This window comes from Myroides sp. A21 (genome assembly GCF_000807225.1).
Lineage (GTDB): Bacteria > Bacteroidota > Bacteroidia > Flavobacteriales > Flavobacteriaceae > Flavobacterium > Flavobacterium odoratimimum.
In genome coordinates, this window is sequence record NZ_CP010327.1 from 3,393,967 (window position 1) to 3,412,174 (window position 18,208).

General features: G+C 33.8%; 14 protein-coding genes and 1 tRNA gene. 4 read left to right on the plus strand and 11 right to left on the minus strand.

Annotated features, from left to right (window positions below; all coding sequences use genetic code 11):
* Positions 1–172 precede the first annotated feature (172 nt).
* From MYRA21_RS15155 to MYRA21_RS15165, 4 genes are all read right to left on the minus strand, one after another.
* Entirely contained in the window at positions 173–865 is a 693-nt protein-coding gene (locus tag MYRA21_RS15155) for a CPBP family intramembrane glutamic endopeptidase (RefSeq protein WP_039329643.1), read from the minus strand.
* A 37-nt stretch (positions 866–902) separates the two neighbouring features.
* On the minus strand, positions 903–1,127 hold the full coding sequence (locus tag MYRA21_RS18990) for a hypothetical protein (RefSeq protein WP_144246100.1): 225 nt from the start codon (positions 1,125–1,127) through the stop codon (positions 903–905).
* A 90-nt stretch (positions 1,128–1,217) separates the two neighbouring features.
* Positions 1,218–1,302 (minus strand) — tRNA-Ser (locus tag MYRA21_RS15160).
* A gap of 215 nt (positions 1,303–1,517) precedes the next feature.
* Entirely contained in the window at positions 1,518–2,918 is a 1,401-nt protein-coding gene (locus MYRA21_RS15165; RefSeq protein WP_039329645.1) for a serine hydrolase, read from the minus strand.
* 265 nt (positions 2,919–3,183) lie between these two features.
* Here MYRA21_RS15165 and nth point away from each other — a divergent pair, with 265 nt between their 5' ends.
* Positions 3,184–3,855, plus strand: a complete 672-nt coding sequence (nth, locus tag MYRA21_RS15170) for an endonuclease III (protein ID WP_039329647.1) — start codon at positions 3,184–3,186, stop codon at positions 3,853–3,855.
* Positions 3,856–4,150: 295 nt separating this feature from the next.
* On the opposite strand, the gene MYRA21_RS15175 is transcribed toward nth, so the two are convergent.
* Complete coding sequence (locus tag MYRA21_RS15175; RefSeq protein WP_006260071.1) at positions 4,151–4,738, minus strand: sigma-70 family RNA polymerase sigma factor; 588 nt, start codon at positions 4,736–4,738, stop codon at positions 4,151–4,153.
* A 727-nt stretch (positions 4,739–5,465) separates the two neighbouring features.
* On the opposite strand from MYRA21_RS15175, the gene uvrA reads away from it, so the two are divergent.
* On the plus strand, positions 5,466–8,279 hold the full coding sequence (gene uvrA / locus MYRA21_RS15180; protein ID WP_039329649.1) for an excinuclease ABC subunit UvrA: 2,814 nt from the start codon (positions 5,466–5,468) through the stop codon (positions 8,277–8,279).
* Between the two features lie 210 nt (positions 8,280–8,489).
* Here the strand turns inward: uvrA and MYRA21_RS15185 are convergent, their stop codons facing one another.
* The 4 genes from MYRA21_RS15185 to MYRA21_RS15200 form a co-directional block, all read right to left on the minus strand.
* A complete protein-coding gene (locus MYRA21_RS15185; RefSeq protein WP_006265440.1) occupies positions 8,490–9,785 on the minus strand; it encodes a glycosyltransferase family 4 protein in 1,296 nt (431 codons plus the stop codon).
* A gap of 236 nt (positions 9,786–10,021) precedes the next feature.
* A complete protein-coding gene (locus MYRA21_RS15190; protein ID WP_039329651.1) occupies positions 10,022–12,463 on the minus strand; it encodes a YfhO family protein in 2,442 nt (813 codons plus the stop codon).
* A 133-nt stretch (positions 12,464–12,596) separates the two neighbouring features.
* On the minus strand, positions 12,597–12,863 hold the full coding sequence (locus tag MYRA21_RS15195; protein WP_006260067.1) for a DUF4834 family protein: 267 nt from the start codon (positions 12,861–12,863) through the stop codon (positions 12,597–12,599).
* Between the two features lie 192 nt (positions 12,864–13,055).
* Complete coding sequence (locus MYRA21_RS15200; RefSeq protein WP_039329654.1) at positions 13,056–13,439, minus strand: rhodanese-like domain-containing protein; 384 nt, start codon at positions 13,437–13,439, stop codon at positions 13,056–13,058.
* 92 nt (positions 13,440–13,531) lie between these two features.
* On the opposite strand from MYRA21_RS15200, the gene hemN reads away from it, so the two are divergent.
* Together hemN and MYRA21_RS15210 are read left to right on the plus strand one after the other, a co-directional pair.
* Positions 13,532–14,893, plus strand: coding sequence for an oxygen-independent coproporphyrinogen III oxidase (gene hemN, locus MYRA21_RS15205; protein WP_006263692.1), 1,362 nt, complete (start codon positions 13,532–13,534; stop codon positions 14,891–14,893).
* A gap of 13 nt (positions 14,894–14,906) precedes the next feature.
* Entirely contained in the window at positions 14,907–15,104 is a 198-nt protein-coding gene (locus MYRA21_RS15210; protein ID WP_006263693.1) for a hypothetical protein, read from the plus strand.
* 108 nt (positions 15,105–15,212) lie between these two features.
* On the opposite strand, the gene acs is transcribed toward MYRA21_RS15210, so the two are convergent.
* Both acs and MYRA21_RS15220 read right to left on the minus strand, forming a co-directional pair.
* Positions 15,213–17,123 (minus strand): acetate--CoA ligase, encoded by a 1,911-nt coding sequence (gene acs / locus MYRA21_RS15215; protein WP_006261323.1) that lies wholly within the window; start codon positions 17,121–17,123, stop codon positions 15,213–15,215.
* A gap of 135 nt (positions 17,124–17,258) precedes the next feature.
* The gene (locus MYRA21_RS15220; RefSeq protein ID WP_016649315.1) at positions 17,259–18,200 is read right to left on the minus strand and encodes a nitronate monooxygenase family protein; all 942 of its coding nucleotides are present in this window, start codon (positions 18,198–18,200) and stop codon (positions 17,259–17,261) included.
* Positions 18,201–18,208: the final 8 nt, after the last annotated feature.

Consider the following 18,208-nt stretch of genomic DNA (forward strand, 5'->3'; position numbering starts at 1 on the left):
TCTTCTAAATTCAAAGCTTATACTTCGTTTATCTATTTATAAAGTTGTAATGAGCTTGTTGTATCTAAAGCTATTTCAATGGTGTGCTGCATACAGCTTAGAAAGTGCTCTTCTAGTTTTCCTATACCTACGAAAAATAATAATATACTAAAAACCACTTCTGTATGGAGTATTATTCATTTCTTTTAAAAGAGAAGAAAAGCAGTAATAAAGATAATAAACTAACTACTAAACTAAGCATTTTCAGATTCCCTATATTATCTATTGTAAAGAAAGCAGGTGAATAAAATGATGTAATATTAAAAACTATGTGCCACAAAACACATAAACTTATGTTTTGAGTTTTATTATATATCCAGAATAAAAATATACTTGAGATAAATGGTATAATTAAAGGTATTTCACCAAAAATATGTGTTAAACTAAACACAAGAGAAATGAGAATAATAGAAACAACTCTCTTATGTTTCTCTGTCAAAAATCTAAACCAATATTTTCTATACAAAAGTTCTTCAATAACGGGGCTTAGTACAAATAAACCAAACAAACTAAATGGAGAATATTCATAACGTTGTTGCATTACATAATTAAATTCATCTCCTCTAGCATAAATAGCATTACCTAAAAAAGCCAAAGAGATTGCCGTTACTATAAGTAAAGTACAATTCAATAAAGAGCACCTTATTTTTAAAAAGCTATTATAATCCTTATACTTAAATATAAATAGAGTAAGAATACTAATTGTAAAAACATCTATAACTTTAAAAACAAAACCTGCCCCATAAATAGCTATAACAAAAAACAAAATAGTATAGATTATCAATAATAGTATACGGTTATACTTAGTTTCAAATTTCATATTCATATTTAAAGGTTTTTATAATGATATTTTATAAGTCCTACTACCACTTCTGCAGAATAACTATACTCAGATATAATCTGTCACGGTAAAGCTTTTCAGCACCATAAGAGAATGGAAATCTATTAATAGAATTCATAATTCCATTGATTACAACTCCAACACTTATACCAATTAAAACAGAAATAACCTCTCCATTTGGACCTGCATAAAGTAACGGATTATTTAATACATATCCATATCTATGTGTTAGTATTGTCTTGCACAAAGTTATCAGGTAACCTATTTATAAAAGGTGCACTTTCGGTGCACAAGGGCATAAAAAAAGCCCGATAACGAGTGTTATCGGGCTTTTCAGCGGAGAAAGAGGGATTCGAACCCCCGGACCTGTTACAGTCAACGGTTTTCAAGACCGCCGCATTCGACCACTCTGCCATTTCTCCAGTGGTCTACATTACTTCCGTATTGCGAGTGCAAATGTAGCACAAATATCCAAACCTCCAAACTTTCGAGATAAAATAATTGAAAGTTTTTTCAGTGAAGCTCCTACTTCATAGCATAGCTGTAGAATAAAAAACTAAATATCAGTCTTATACTCCCCTAACCGATTCGCTGTCTTCTAAAAACAAAAAAAACTCCTATTAAGGAGTTTTTAGTATTATTTATCTTCAAAAAGCTTAACGACTAATTTATAACTTAAAGAATCTAATCCATTAAGAGCTCCTTCAGAAGAGCTATTAGAAAGAACGATTAGACCTTTCTTTCTTACTGGGTCAAAAGCGACATAGTTAGAATATCCAGCGTCTATACCTCTTGTGAAGTAAAGAGGCTCTCCAGAACCAAAAGGATACCCTATCTTCCATCCTAAACTAACCCAGTAATTAGGACTTACTATAAGAGTAGGCTTCTGTGTTAGCTGTAGGACCTTGTCCTCACTATTAAATTGCGCTTGAATGAACTTCGTCAAATCTGCAGCTGTAGAGATCCCCCCACTAGATGGTAATAAAGCACCTACTTTGACTGGATATACTTCCTTTAGATTGACATTAATCCCTTTTACTACCTCACGCTTCTTTTTAGGCATGTATACGGTAGAGTTATGCATACCATATCTTGCGAATACTTTCTCTTCGATTAATTGATTAAAAGGCTTGTTATACACCTTACTCAAGGTATTACCAAGTATAGCATATCCTAAGAAAGAAAAACTCTGTCTCTTCTCTGGACTTATCGTATCTGTCTCTAGATTATGTTGCAAATAGTCTTCTAGCTGTGCACTAGTCAGATTAGTCAAATAATCATCTTCTACCTTTGGATCATTAGACTTTATCTCAGGTAGCATAGGTACTAACGAAGAATGATTAGCTAAAGCGATGAAGGGAAGCTTAATATTCTTATTAAAGCTAAAATCATAATACTTATTTACATCCGTAGTCATATCCAGACCTTGCTCTAGTACAGCATCCGCTAATACAGTAGAAGTAAATATCGTCATTACATTAGCCATAGAAAACTTACTATCTGTATTGTTCTCTACTTTCACTCCATCCCCTACTTTCTTAAAGCCGTGATATTCTACCTTATCATCATCAATGATAGCGATAGCATACTGTCCTTTATCAGGTAGGTTAACCGTTTCGTTTGCGATAATTTCTTCTACACTAAACTTCTTAAATGAATCATCTACAGGCTTAGGCATGTCTAATAATCTAAATCCTACTACCTCCCCAGTATCATTCATCGCTAGATTAAGTAAAGCAACTTCATTATTCTCAAACTCAGTTTTAAACAACGCTAATTGATTATTATCTAAGCCATAGAACTCCATACTCTTAATATTACCAAGTTTCTCTTTCATCTCTACAAAGAATAACTTAGCCTTAGCACTAGGCAACTCTTCTTTTAAAGATGGTGCGAAGTGACTGTAAATATCATCGTAATCATTGGTGTTGTAATCCTTTACAAAAGTATCTATTAAGGGTTTAAACTCTTTCTCTTGAGCGAAAGAACCAAAACTCATCAATAAACACATCGCTATGGAAATACTTAATCTCTTCATTTCTTAATTTTATTTTGCAAGGATAAATATATCAGTTATTATCCGATAAATATCTCCCTTTAACAAGAATAAAAGAAAAATAAAGAATTTCTTACTTCTTTTAAGTATAAGATAACAACCTCAATATAAAGCATCAAATCACAGCCCTCCTTCAAAAAATACAATACCCCTAATTACCTATTCTCAGATAAAGAAACTCTATCTGAATAGAAAATAGCCTATCTTTTTTTTAAGTATATTCGCCCTAAATAAAAACAGAAAGACTATGACCAAAAGTGAAAAAGTAAAATTCGCTATGGAGACCTTAGACGCTCTTTATCCAGAAGTTCCTATTCCATTAGATCATAAAGACCCATATACTCTACTGATCGCTGTACTTCTATCAGCACAGTGTACAGACGAACGCGTAAATAAGATTACTCCTCTACTATTTGCTAAGGCTGATAATCCGTATGATATGGTCAAAATGACAGTAGAAGAAATACAAGATATCATCAGGCCTTGTGGATTATCTCCTATGAAGTCTAAAGGTATTTATGGACTATCACATATCTTAATTGATAAGTATAATGGTAAAGTTCCTCAAGATATGGCTGCATTAGAAGAATTGCCTGCTGTCGGCCATAAGACGGCTAGTGTTGTCATGTCTCAGGCATTTGGAGTACCTGCTTTTCCAGTAGATACCCATATTCATAGATTAATGTATCGTTGGAATTTCTCTAATGGAAAAAGTGTAGAACAGACAGAAAGAGATGCTAAACGTTTATTTCCAGAGGACAAATGGAATCTACTTCATTTACAACTCGTATGGTATGGTAGACAGTACTCTCCTGCACGTGGCTGGAATCTAGAACTAGATATTATAACGAGTGTGATAGGTAGAAAAACGGTTATCAATGAATACTATAAAAAGAAAGAAAAAAAAGAAAAGAAATAACACTTCTAATCCTAGCACATCAGTGTAAGATAGTATAGAGAGGTATCAAAAAGCAAAAAAAGAGGTTAAGTATAATGACTTAACCTCTTTTTTTTAATTCTCTTTCGAGTAAAGCGATAGATTATTGATTAACCCGTTTAGCCTAACTAGGCTCAATCCTTTAGAGTAACTCAAAAGGAATTTAATGGTTTCTTCTTTGGGTAAACTAAATGAACTAGTTTTCGTTGTGTAATTTTTCTTCATATGTGGCGCGTTTTGTTGTTTATACAATAATAACGACAAAACGCTTTACATATTATATCTCTGTCAAAATAATATTTTTTTCGTCAATTAATTTTCTTAAATTAAGCAGTGCATATCGCATTCTTCCCAGAGCAGTATTAATACTTACATCTGTCAACTCTGCTATCTCCTTGAAGCTCAAGTCTTGATACATACGCATCGTGATCACTTGACGTTGATCTTCTGGTAATTCTTTTAACAATAAATGTAGATCTGACTCTATCTGTTGTTGGATGATATCTCCTTCTACTGTATTAGAATCATCTTTTAGAAATGAAAAGATAGGCAATTCCTCAGAATCATATTGAAACTGTACACGCTTCTCTCTTCGGTAATGATCCATTACTAAATTATGAGCAATACGGATAACCCAAGGTAGAAACTTACCTTCTTCATTATATCGACCCGATTTAAGGGTATTAATTACTTTTATGAATGTATCTTGGAAAATGTCATTTGCTAACTCAGCATCTGATACTTTAGAAAAGATAAAACCATAGATCTTAGACTGGTGTCTTTTGATCAAAACCTCTAACGCCTCTTCACCACCTGCAATATATAATGTTACAAGGGTTGCATCAGGCATATTTATATATACCATACCAAATTTCTTTTTTAAAACTGTAAATAGATTTTTATAAAGTAATTTTGTATTATAGGCTTTGATTTTTATCGTTTAACGAGACAAATATATAAAATTATATTTGTTAAAATAAATAAAAAATAAAAGTTTTTTTTAGAACCTCAATCAACAAACGTTATCATATCTCATCATTTAGCCGGAAAACAATAAAATTCACATCTCTTAAATTTATCTAAATGAAATAATCACAATATTAGGCTGGAATAGATGTAGAAAACACAATTATATTTATGTACCGAACCTTTACATTTTTATAATACGGCCTCCCTTTTGCTCCCATGTGGTAATTCATCCTTATTCCTGTCAGCTCTTAATCTCGTTTGTGTCGTGTTCCCAAGAGATACCCTAGAAGCGACTTTTTGGGAACAACTCGAAAACAAAATAGGATAACCACAGCGTCCAAACAAGAGGCACGTTAGATCAACACTAGCTTTCTCTTTAAAACAACTACTCCCTTCTACCCCCATTTACTCCTATTTACTCCACTTTTTGACTTTCTATTATATCCTCTTTCCTGTTCTTTCTATATTTAGACCTCTGATCGTTCTTCCATCCTACTCTTTATACAAGGTGATAATGCGAAATATTATAGCATATTCAGCATTTTGCACAAGATTATACCTTGCAGAGTTTTAGTGGAATTAAAGAAAGCATTATCTTTGTTTATTAAACCTTTATAGGCTACATGAAAAAAATAGATTTCTCCAATATAGATCCAAAAAAGAATATTATCATCAAGGGCGCTCAGCTACACAATCTAAAAGATTTAGACGTTGTCATCCCTCGTAATAATCTTGTTGTTATAACAGGATTGTCTGGTTCTGGTAAGTCCAGTTTAGCTTTTGACACCTTATATGCAGAAGGACAAAGACGTTATGTAGAGAGCTTATCTTCTTATGCTAGACAATTCTTAGGACGTATTAACAAACCTAAAGTAGAATACATAAAAGGGATTGCTCCTGCGATTGCGATTGAACAAAAAGTAAACACTAGCAATGCTCGTTCTACAGTAGGTACCTCTACTGAGATATATGACTACATCAAATTACTTTACGCACGTATCGGAAAGACTTTTTCCCCTATCTCAGGAGAAGAAGTAAAGAAGGATACTGTAAGTGATGTATTAGACTATGTTAAGAGCTTAGCTATTGGAGCCAAATTATTATTGCTAGCCCCTATTGATTTAGGAGAAGACAGAGAGCTTTATGAGCACCTTAATGTCCTTCTTCAGCAGGGATATGCTAGAATATTAGTGCATGGAGAGACTTTGCGTTTAGATCAATACATTAGTGATAATACAGAAGATATCGTTAATCAAGTAGATGCCACTCAGGTTTATCTAGTTGTAGACCGTATCGTAGTCAGTGATGATGAAGATTTCTTTAACCGCCTAGGAGACTCTGTAGAAACAGCTTTCTTCGAAGGAAAAGGATACTGCTATATAGAGGATCTTAAAGATAAAAAACGCAAAGAATTCAGCAACAACTTTGCCTTAGATGGGGAAGTTTTTCTTGAACCTAATGTACACTTATTTAGCTTTAACAATCCTTATGGAGCTTGTCCATCCTGTGATGGATATGGTAATATCATCGGTATTGACGAAGAACTAGTCATTCCTAATACAGGGCTTTCTATATATGAGAATGCGGTCTTCCCTTGGAGAGGAGAGTCGATGAGCTGGTATAGAGATCAACTGGTTAACAATGCTTATAAATTTGACTTCCCTATTCACAAACCTTACTTTGAGCTAACAGAAGAGCAAAAAGCATTGGTATGGGAAGGAAACTCGTTCTTTACAGGACTAAATGACTTCTTTAAAGAATTAGAAGAAAAAAACTATAAAATCCAGAATCGCGTCCTTTTATCTCGTTATAGAGGAAAAACAAAATGTCCTACATGTAAAGGAAAAAGACTGCGCAAAGAAGCGAGCTATGTAAAAGTAGGTAACAGAACAGTAAGCGAGCTGGTAGATCTACCGATCAAGCATTTGATTACCTTCTTTAAAGATTTAAAACTAAATGAATACGAAGCCAAAGTAGCACAACGCTTATTAATCGAAATCAACAACAGACTTGGCTTTCTAAGTAATGTAGGGCTTGACTACCTAACATTAAATAGAAACTCTGCTACGCTATCTGGTGGAGAATCTCAGCGTATTAACTTAGCTACTTCATTAGGAAGTAGCTTAGTAGGGTCTATGTATATCTTAGACGAACCTAGTATAGGATTACACCCTAAGGATACAGAAAAGTTAATCGATGTACTGAATAACCTTAAACAACTAGGGAATACAGTTATCGTGGTAGAACACGATGAAGACATCATGAAATCAGCTGATCAAATCATAGACATCGGTCCTGAAGCTGGTAGCTATGGAGGACAACTGGTAGCTCAAGGTGATTACGATACTATTTTAAAAGCAAACTCTCTAACAGGAAAATACCTTAGTGGTGCTCTTGAAATAGCTGTTCCTAAAAAACGCAGAGGGTACAAACACTTTATCGAAATAGTAGGCGCTAGAGAAAACAATCTAAAAAATATAGACGTTACATTCCCACTAGACTGTCTAACAGTAATCACAGGAGTATCTGGTAGTGGTAAGAGTACCTTAGTCAAAAAAATATTATTCCCTGCACTACAGAAAAAACTAACAGGACTTAGTGATAAACCTGGTCAGTTTACAGAGATGAAAGGGGAATTTGGTGGTATTAAATCAATAGAATATGTAGATCAGAATCCGATCGGAAGAAGTTCTAGATCTAACCCTGTGACCTATATCAAAGCCTACGATGATATTAGAGATTTATACTCCAAACAACAGTTATCAAAGCTAAGAGGTTATCAACCTAAGCATTTCTCGTTTAACGTAGATGGTGGGAGATGTGAAACTTGTAAAGGAGAAGGAACTGTAACAGTAGAAATGCAGTTTATGGCAGACGTTCACTTAGAATGCGAAACTTGTCATGGCAAGCGCTTTAAAAAAGAAATACTGGAAGTAAATTTTGAAGGAAAGAATATCGATGACTTACTGACCATGACGATAGATGATGCCTTAATGTTCTTCCAACAACATAAGCAAACTAAGATTGCACAAAAACTACAACCCCTACACGATGTAGGACTAGGCTATGTGCAGTTAGGGCAGTCTTCTTCTACTCTATCAGGTGGAGAAGCACAGCGAATCAAGCTTGCTTCTTTCTTATTAGCCGGTACAACTAGAGATAAGGTATTATTTGTTTTTGATGAACCTACAACAGGATTGCACTTCCACGATATTCAAAAGCTATTAAAGTCATTTGAAGCTTTAATTGAAAAAGGACATTCTATTATTGTGATTGAGCACAACCTTGATTTAATCAAATGTGCTGATTACATCATAGATATCGGACCTGAAGGAGGAGAAAATGGAGGACAATTAGTTGCTTTTGGAACACCTGAAGAAATTGTAAAAAACAAAGCTTCACTAACAGGAAAGTACCTAAAAGAAAAACTTAAGTAATCCATTGGATAATTACGAATTACGACTATATACCTCATAAGGAAAAGGCTGTATCATTATTTGATACAGCCTTTTTTAATTGTTTCAGCTCAGGTTTCGCTAACAAAGTGCAATAAAAAAGGTAATCTTGAGTTTCAAGATTACCTTTGTCATAATTATAATATCATGTGATATAAGCCCCTCATATTGAAGGTTAATCACTCCTATTTTTTAATTCTTAATTACTTTAACTAGTTTCTCAGTCAATCTTTTTCTACTGAAATACTGCAGTCCCATAGCGAATACTTTTAATTGATTCTGTTGATATTGTTCGAAGTATTCTAATAGAATATCTCTCACCTTATCTTTTTCAGAATACAACACTACTTTTCCAGTATTCGTTTCTTTGATAATATCGAAGAAATCAGAATCCTCAGGCCCTATCCCTAATATTGGGCGTTCTGACGCCATATACTCAAATAACTTACCAGGAATAATCGCTTTAGTATCTTCTGAATCTATTTCTACTAATAACAGTACTTGTGAAGCACGCATTTGTCTCAATGCCTCTACATTATCTACATAACCGTGATTAACAACACAATCCTCTAGTCTAAACTCTTTTATGGTATCTAATACTTCACTACTTACCTTTCCTACTAGTTTTAATTGAAATGCATCTTTAAATGCCTTGTTCTCTTTTCGCAATTCTGAAATAGCCTTCCATAAAATTCTAGGATTTCTATCAGATAAAAACGAGCCAATATGTGCTAAAGTAAATTTCTCATCTAGAGGTACTTTTCCTAGGTTCGTAATATCATAACCATTTGTAATCACTGTTATAGGTTTATCCGTTTTAGTCTGGAACTCCTTTTTAGTTGTTTTACTAGTGACGATAATTTGATCTGCTTTATTTAGAACTTCTTTCTCTAATTCTAAATGCTTAGCTGCACTAGACTGATTTAGTTTTAATTCTTTATGATACCCTATAGTCGTCCATGGATCTCTAAAATCAGCTATCCATTGGATGTTTAATTGCTCTTTAAGAGCCATTCCTATCAAATGCATACTATGAGGAGGCCCTGTCGTAATAATGGTCTCTATATCCTTGTTTTCCTTTAAATACTTAGACAAATAAGCCACAGAAGGTTTCACCCAGCTCACTCTAGCATCAGGAATAAAAAAGTTCCCTCTCACCCAAAGCAATAGTTTATCCGTGAACGATTGTTTCTTCTTATCTGGAATAATTCCCGCACTTAAAGTATCTGTATTCTTACCACTTACTAATTTAGCCTTGCTATAAGGTTCACTAATAGGCTGTCTAAGAATCGTTATTTCAGAGCTTACCTCCTGCTCATTACTAGAATCTAATAATGGATAACTTGGATTCTCAGGTATATATACTATAGGTTCAATATCAAAGCTTGGTAAATATTTGACAAACTTTAACCAACGTTGTACTCCTGGTCCTCCTGCTGGAGGCCAATAATAACTTATGATTAAAACTTTTTTCTTTGGCATATTCATACTACATTTTGTTTTTTTGAAATCGTTTTTCTGTGAAATCGTGAAGGTGTAAAGTCGTTTAGTCTACTTTATCTATTGTTAGTCTATCTCGTCTACTAAGTACATTATGACCATAGATCAAGGTTGTCAACTGTAAACCGTCAACTGTAAACCGTAAACTGTAAACCGTAAACCGTAAACTGTAAACCGTAAACTGTAAACCGTAAACTGTAAACCGTAAACTGTAAACTGTAAACCTACTCCTTCTTCTTAACTAAAAGATATACTCCTCCTACTGTAATCAAGAAAATAAGAATACTCGATCCTAGGGCTATTCTACTACCTGTTTTGATTACTTGTGGTTCAAAAGTAAATTCGATAGTGTGTTTCCCCTTTGATAACTCTATTCCTCTTAATACATAATCTACTGCAAAGATGGGCACCTCTACATTATCCACTTTGGCAATCCAACCTTGTGGGTAATAGATTTCAGAGAACACTGCTACACCATCAGCACTGTTAGTTGACTCGTAAACTATCTTATTCGGAGCATAACTTTTTAACTCAATACGAGCTAAAGAATCCACAGCATATGTATCTTTTAACTGTACATCTTTAAACATCGTTGTATTCAATACAGCCTGATTTTTTGTTTTCAACTTATCCAATGCTTTCATTTCTTCATTTGCATCTTGCACTTTTTGAATACTAGATACAAACCACGCATTCCCATTCGCATTATCATTTAATAGTGGAACATCACGACCCTCTTCATCCTTCTGAATGATATACTTCACATTCATCATATTCAATACTTCCATATTAGAATGTTGATTCAATTGATAATCTGCTAGCTCTTGCATTCTACGAGGTTTCGCTGCATGATATCCACCTAAAGAATGATGGAAGAATGAACTTCTCGCACTATTAAAGCCTCCATTTAACTCATATACTCTAAAATGCTCTGTATCATTCAGTATTACCTTATCAGCTGGTGTTGCCTGGAAAGGTTGAGACATTTGAGAAGCTAGTACAAAGTTTGAGTCATTTACATACTTACGATCCACTAATACTAAATCTCCTACCATCAATACACCAATAATAATTACCGCAACAAATGGCTTAATCTTTTCTTTAGTTGACAAGAACAAAGCTCCTGCAGCTAAAGCAATTAGAATAAAACTTCTAATAAGGTCTGCTGTATACATTGCTTTTCTATCTTCTATTAAAGCACTGATAAATCCTGGCCCTATCTCACCATACGCTCCTCTATAATAACCGTCATTTAAGCCTGTAAAACTTAAAGACCCTTTTACTAAAAACAACAATATTAGGATAGATCCAGCTACGATACCTGATTTCTTTAAAACAGACAACTGCTCTTCTTTTGCTAACTTACTATAAGCATATAGCCCAATAATAGCTAAGGCAGGTACACATAATTCAAGTATTACTTGAATAGAAGACACTGCTCTAAACTTATTATACAATGGGAAATAGTTAATAAAGAAGTCTGTCAGAATAGAGAAGTTCTTACCCCATGATAACAATAAAGAAAAGACTGCTCCTATTATGAAAACATACTTAATACTTCTCTTCTCTGCAAAAATTCCGATTAAGAACAAGAAGAATACAACAGCTCCTATATAAGCTGGTGCTGCAACAATAGGTTGATCTCCCCAATAAGTAGGTGAACTACTTGCCATTTCTTTTGCTTGTTGATCACTAGCACCTACTGACTTAAATAATTTATATACATTAGAATCTGTGTCTAAATGCTCATTATTCGCCCCCCCTGTCAAACGAGGTGCTATCAAGTTTAAACTTTCAAAAATACCATAGCTATACTCCGTGATATAATCATAGCTCATCGCATTAGACGATTCCTTTACAGAACCATCAGGTTGATACGTTAGCTCACTATTACTACGCGTACTAAACTTAGTATATTCTGAAGTAGCCATCAGATTAGTAGCATTCGCTCCTATACTTAGAATAGCGGCTCCTACTAATACAGCTATTGATGTACCTATCGCTTTATAATCTTTTTCTCTTATATATTTGACCATATAAAATACTCCCACTACGATAAGTAATAATAGTAAATAATAGGTCATCTGGAAGTGGTTTGCACTAATTTCTAAAGCGGCTGCAAATAGAGTTAGTAATCCCCCTTTTATATAATGTTTCCTAAACACTAAAAGCACTCCTGCCAATACCATCGGCATATAAGCAATAGCGTGAGCTTTAGCATTATGCCCTACTCCTAAAATAATAATCAGATAGGTAGAAAAACCAAAAGCTAGTGCTCCTATAAATGATCTCAAAGGCTTCATTCCTAGAGAAGCCAATAGAATATAGAATCCAATAAAATAGATAAATAGATAATCTGCAGGTCTAGGTAAAAAACGAATTATACTATCTAAATCTTTTACATAGTTGTGTGGAAACTTAGCTCCTAATTGATAGGTAGGCATTCCTCCAAAAGCGCTATTTGTCCAATAAGGCTCTTCTTTAACTTGTTCTCTAAAATCTATTTGCTCTTTTGCCATTCCAGTATATTGCACAATATCGGATTGGTAAATTACCTTATTAGATAAAACAGGTGAAAAATAAAGTAGTGCTACTACTATAAAACCTAAAACCACTAATAGATGTGGATAAATTCTTTTAAACGTATTCGTTGTTTCTGATGACATTTATACTACTATTTAAGTATGCTAAAATAAGTAAATTTCAAATGGCTTTAAAGGGAAGCCTATAGTTTTATTATATATATAAAAAAGCCCTCAAGAGGCACTGCTCTTGAGGGCTTTATACTATATCTATGAATTACTTCGAATCTACTTCTTCGAAGTCTACATACTCTCCAACAACTTTTGTCGAACGTGGCACTTTATTATGCTGGCTTGCAGTATTAGTATACGTTTCTGTTTCTTGATTGTTGTTATATGGATTGTACTGTTGTTGTCTTTGTTGAAAATTCTGTTCTGCTTTTTTTGCAGCCTTGTATATTAATACAGGAAACAAATAACGCATCGCTATTTTAAATGCGTAGTATATCAGAACAATAATAATAAGTGTTTTAATAAATCCCATAATTTCCTTCTTTTTACCAAAAATAGTAATTATAACCGCATAATAGCAATGATGATTCTTAAATTATTGATAAATATCCTTACTCCTTCCTTTATTTTATTTGTAACCCTACTTTATTGATTTCATTATAAACAAGTAAATCAAGGACTTCATCTGCTTATATTGATCTCCCTATTATAGAGGTAATCTGTATTATTTCTTTACTTCTTCCCACTTAGTATATCCTCCGTCTAACTCGTATACCGTTTTAAAACCTTGTTCTAAAAGAATATTTCTAGCCTTCTCACTTCTCTTTCCTGATTTACAGAAAATATATACTGGTTCTTCTTTAGATAGCGTTTTAGTTTTATCAATAAAGTCCTCCTCTAGCACATTGATATTTTTTGCATACTCTATAGTTCCTTCGCTGAACTCTTTATCCGTTCTAACGTCAAGTAACTGAACTTCTGTCGCTTCAATTGCTTTTTTAAAGTTCTCATTGTTCAATAAATGGGCTGCCTTTTCTTGGCTATAACCACTTACTGTAATTAAAATAGTAGCAATAAAAGAAAGCCAAAAAGCGTTATATTTTTTCATAATATAGGTTAGTTTATAGTTTAACAAAAATGACAAATATCATAGTATGCGATTTAACATTACTATACATTTGTTACAAATATAAAATAAATATGTCAGTTTCTCTTATACAAAAGTATAATGTACCTGGTCCTAGATACACTAGTTATCCCACTGTTCCTTACTGGGATGAGACCTCTTTTTCTGCAGATAAATGGATTGATTCTTTAAAGAGATCATTCATTGAGTCCAATCAAAAAGAAGGAATAAGTATCTATATCCATCTGCCATTTTGCGAAAGCTTATGTACGTTTTGTGGCTGCCACAAGAGAATTACAAAAAGACATGAAGTAGAAAGTCCATATATAGATGCTCTTCTTAAGGAATGGGATTTATATTGTGCATTATTTGATGAGAAACCAATCATCAAAGAAATCCACTTAGGGGGAGGTACTCCTACATTCTTTTCGCCACAACATTTGACTAAGCTAATTGAAGGTATTAAAGCGAAAGCTAATATTGCTAAAGAATATGAATTTAGTTTTGAAGGACATCCAAATAATACAACTAAAGAACACTTATCTACTCTATACAATCTAGGTTTTAGAAGAGTGAGTTTTGGTGTACAAGATTACAATCCTGAAGTTCAGAAAGCAATTCATAGAGAACAAAGCTTTCACAATGTTGCAAAAGTAACACTATGGGCTAAGGAGCTTGGTTATACTTCTATTTCACATGATATTATTTATGGACTTCCTTTCCAAAAATTAGAGCATGTGATCGACACTATTGAGAAGACAAAGTCTCTTTCTCCAGATCGTTTAGCATTTTATAGTTATGCACATGTGCCATGGATAAAAGGAAATGGTCAACGTGGATTTAATGATGAAGATGTGCCTAAGGATACTGAGAAGCGTCAACTGTATGAAAAAGGAAAAGAGCTTCTTCTTAAAAACGGGTATGTTGAAATAGGAATGGATCACTTTTCTTTAAAATCAGATTCTCTTTATAAATCTATGAATACAGGGCATATCCATAGAAACTTTATGGGGTACACCTCTTCTAAAACTCAAGTAATGATAGGCTTAGGTGTATCTTCTATCAGTGACAGCTGGTATGCTTTTGCTCAAAATGAAAAAGACATTAATACTTATTATCAACTATTAGATCAACATATTATTCCTGTTACAAAAGGGCATATATTAAACAAAGAAGATTTGATTATTAGAAAACATATCTTAAATTTAATGTGTTCTTTAAATACAGATCTAACTATGGATATTGATAGCATTGATTTCAATCCTATATTAGAAGAACTTAAGGAACTAGAAAGAGATGAATTAATTGAAATTAAAGGATATAACATTAAGATAACAACTAAAGGGCGTGCATTTGTTAGAAATGTATGTATGGCTTTTGATTTAAGATTACAAAAGAATAAACCTCAAAGGCAGTTGTTCTCAATGACTATCTAATAAAATAAGTAAAATGAATAAAAATATTGAGAAGATAATTACCTTCCTGGTATTACTAGGATTAGTTTCTGGAATATATAATCTAGATATGGATAACTTATGGTCTATCCAACACAACTGGCTGTCTTATATAGGTTTTATTATTTTTATAGCTTATTTAGTTTACTCTGTAAAAAAGGCAGCTAAAATACAGGATCAAAAGAACCTGTAACCATCATTCGAATTGTCATTTGTTTATTGTTTACTCTCAGGTAAACGATAGTATAAGAAAAGTCCTTAATCTTACGATTAAGGACTTTTTATTATTTATAGGCTTTGATTACTCAACTTTATTGTTCATAATCACTTCTATCACCTCTGGGTTAATAAGTGTTGATACATCACCGAACTCTTTGGTTTCACCATTAGAGATAGAACGAAGTATTCTTCTCATAATTTTACCAGATCTAGTCTTAGGAAGGCTATCCACAAACTGAATCTTATCCAACTTAGCGATTGGCCCAATATGACTTGATATATACTGGTTAATCTCGCGTTTAAGATTTTCTCTATCACGAGTCTCCCCTTCCACTTTCAAGGTAATAAATCCATATAAAGCGTTTCCTTTGATATCGTGCTTATATCCTACTACAGCACTTTCTGCTACAGCTGGATGCTCATTAATCGCATCTTCTATAGGAGCAGTTCCTAGATTATGTCCAGAGACAATAACAACATCATCTGCACGTCCTGTAATTCTATAATATCCTACTTCATCTCTTAAAGCTCCATCTCCTGTAAAGTATTTACCTGGAAACTGACCAAAGTAAGTCTCTTTATAACGCTCATGATCTCCCCAAATAGTACGAGCCATGGAAGGCCAAGGGAATTTAATACACAATGATCCGTCTACCTGATTATCTTCTATCTCATTTCTCTTCTCATCCATTAATACGGCTTGTATACCAGGTAATGGTAAAGTCGCATAAGTAGGCTTAGTAGGTGTAATAAATGGCAGTGGAGAAACTAAGATACTTCCTGTTTCTGTCTGCCACCAAGTATCCACTATAGGACATCTCTTCTTTCCTACATGGTCATTATACCAGTGCCAAGCTTCCTCATTAATAGGCTCTCCTACCGAACCAATAACTCTTAAACTAGACAAATCATGTGAATTCACATAACTGTAATCTTCTGTCATCAACGAACGAATAGCTGTAGGAGCTGTATAGAATTGAGTTACTTTATACTTATCAATGATATCCCAGAATCTACTAGGCGTTGGATAAGATGGTACTCCTTCAAACATCACTGTAGTCGCACCATTTAATAGAGGTCCATAAATAATATATGAATGCCCCGTAATCCAACCACAATCAGCAGTACACCAGAAGATATCCTCTTCTTTATAGTCAAAAATGTTTTTAAAAGAATAAGCCGTTTGCACCATATACCCTGCTGTAGTATGCACCATTCCTTTTGGAGCACCTGTAGAACCAGAAGTATACAAAATAAATAAAGGATCTTCTGCATCCATTACTTGAGCTACATGATTATTAGACGCTTCTTCTAATAAAGGTGCTAACCACATATCTCTTCCTTCTTTAAAAGCGACTTCAGCACCTGTTCTCTTCACTACAAGTACTTTCTCTACGCCAGGACAAGAGTCTAATGCTTCATCGATAATTGGTTTTAATGGAATAGTCTTATTTCCTCTAAAGCTCCCATCGGATGTTATAACAAATTTACATTCAGAATCATTAATACGCTTCGTCACAGCAGATGAAGAAAAACCAGCGAATATAACACTGTGTATCGCTCCTAATCTAGCACATGCCAACATACTAACCGCTAACTCAGGTATCATAGGGAGGTAGATACATACTCGATCTCCTTTTTTAACCCCTTGCTCTTTTAGCACATTAGCCATCTTACACACTCTATTGTATAAGTCATTATAGGTAATAGTTTCTGCTTGCTCTTCTGGATTATTAGGTTCAAATATAATAGCTGCTTTCTCTCCTCTTTTTGCAAGATGACGATCAATACAGTTCTTTACGATATTCAATTTAGCATTAACAAACCACTGGAATTTAGATTCCTCCATATCAAACTCGAATACTTTATCCCACACTTGATACCAAACGAAGTTTTCCTCTGCTATCTTTCCCCAGAACTTACGAGGCTCTCTAACGGATTTTTTATAGTGTTTAAAGTATTGTTCTAGATTTTCTATTTTATAATAACTCATATTTTAGTTGTGATTTTTTTTATGTAATATTTTTTTTAGCTCTTAAATATATGATTTTAGTAATAAATAGCAAAAAGTCATACAATATTTTTAAGATTAAAAAATATTGTATGACTTTCGTTATTTAAATAAATCCTATAACTGAGCTATATCTCTCTTTGCTTGATCAAACTCTGCAATGATATTTTTAATAATATCTCCTACTGGTTCTATTTTATGTATCAGACCTGATATTTGCCCTACTTCTAGTTCACCTTCTACTAAATCTCCTTCAAACATTCCTTTTTTAGCTCGAGCCCTACCCAAATATTCTTTTAATTCTTCTACTGATGGATTCTTAGCATACAAGGCTTGAAGTCCTGTGTAAAACTCATTCTTAATTAAACGTACGGGCGCAAGTTCTTTTAAAGTAAGAACAGTATCCCCTTCTTGTACATCTAATAGAAGATTCTTAAAGTTATCATGAGCAGAACTCTCTTTAGAAGCGATAAATCGCGTTCCCATTTGTACTCCATCTGCACCAAGTACCATAGCCGCAAGCATTCCTCTTCCTGTAGCGATACCTCCAGCCGCAATTAAAGGAACCGTGATCTTCTCACGAACCATAGGAATCAAAGTAAGCGTAGTAGTTTCTTCTCTTCCATTATGTCCTCCAGCTTCAAACCCTTCTGCTACTATCGCATCAACACCTGCTTCTTCGGCTTTTAATGCAAATTTAGAAGAACTAACTACATGCACTACTGTTATCCCATGTTGTTTTAAAAATGGAGTCCATGTTTTAGGATTACCTGCAGAAGTAAAGACAATTTTCACTCCTTCTTCTACAATGATATTCATGATCTCCTCTATATTAGGATATAACATAGGGACATTTACTCCAAATGGTTTGTCAGTTGCTTTCTTACACTTCTGGATATGTTCTCTTAGTACCTCAGGATACATTGAACCAGCCCCAATAAGCCCTAATCCACCAGCATTACTCACTGCACTAGCTAACTTATAACCACTGTTCCAAATCATTCCTCCTTGTACGATAGGATACTGAATTTTAAAAAGATCTACTAACTTATTTTTCATTGTATTTT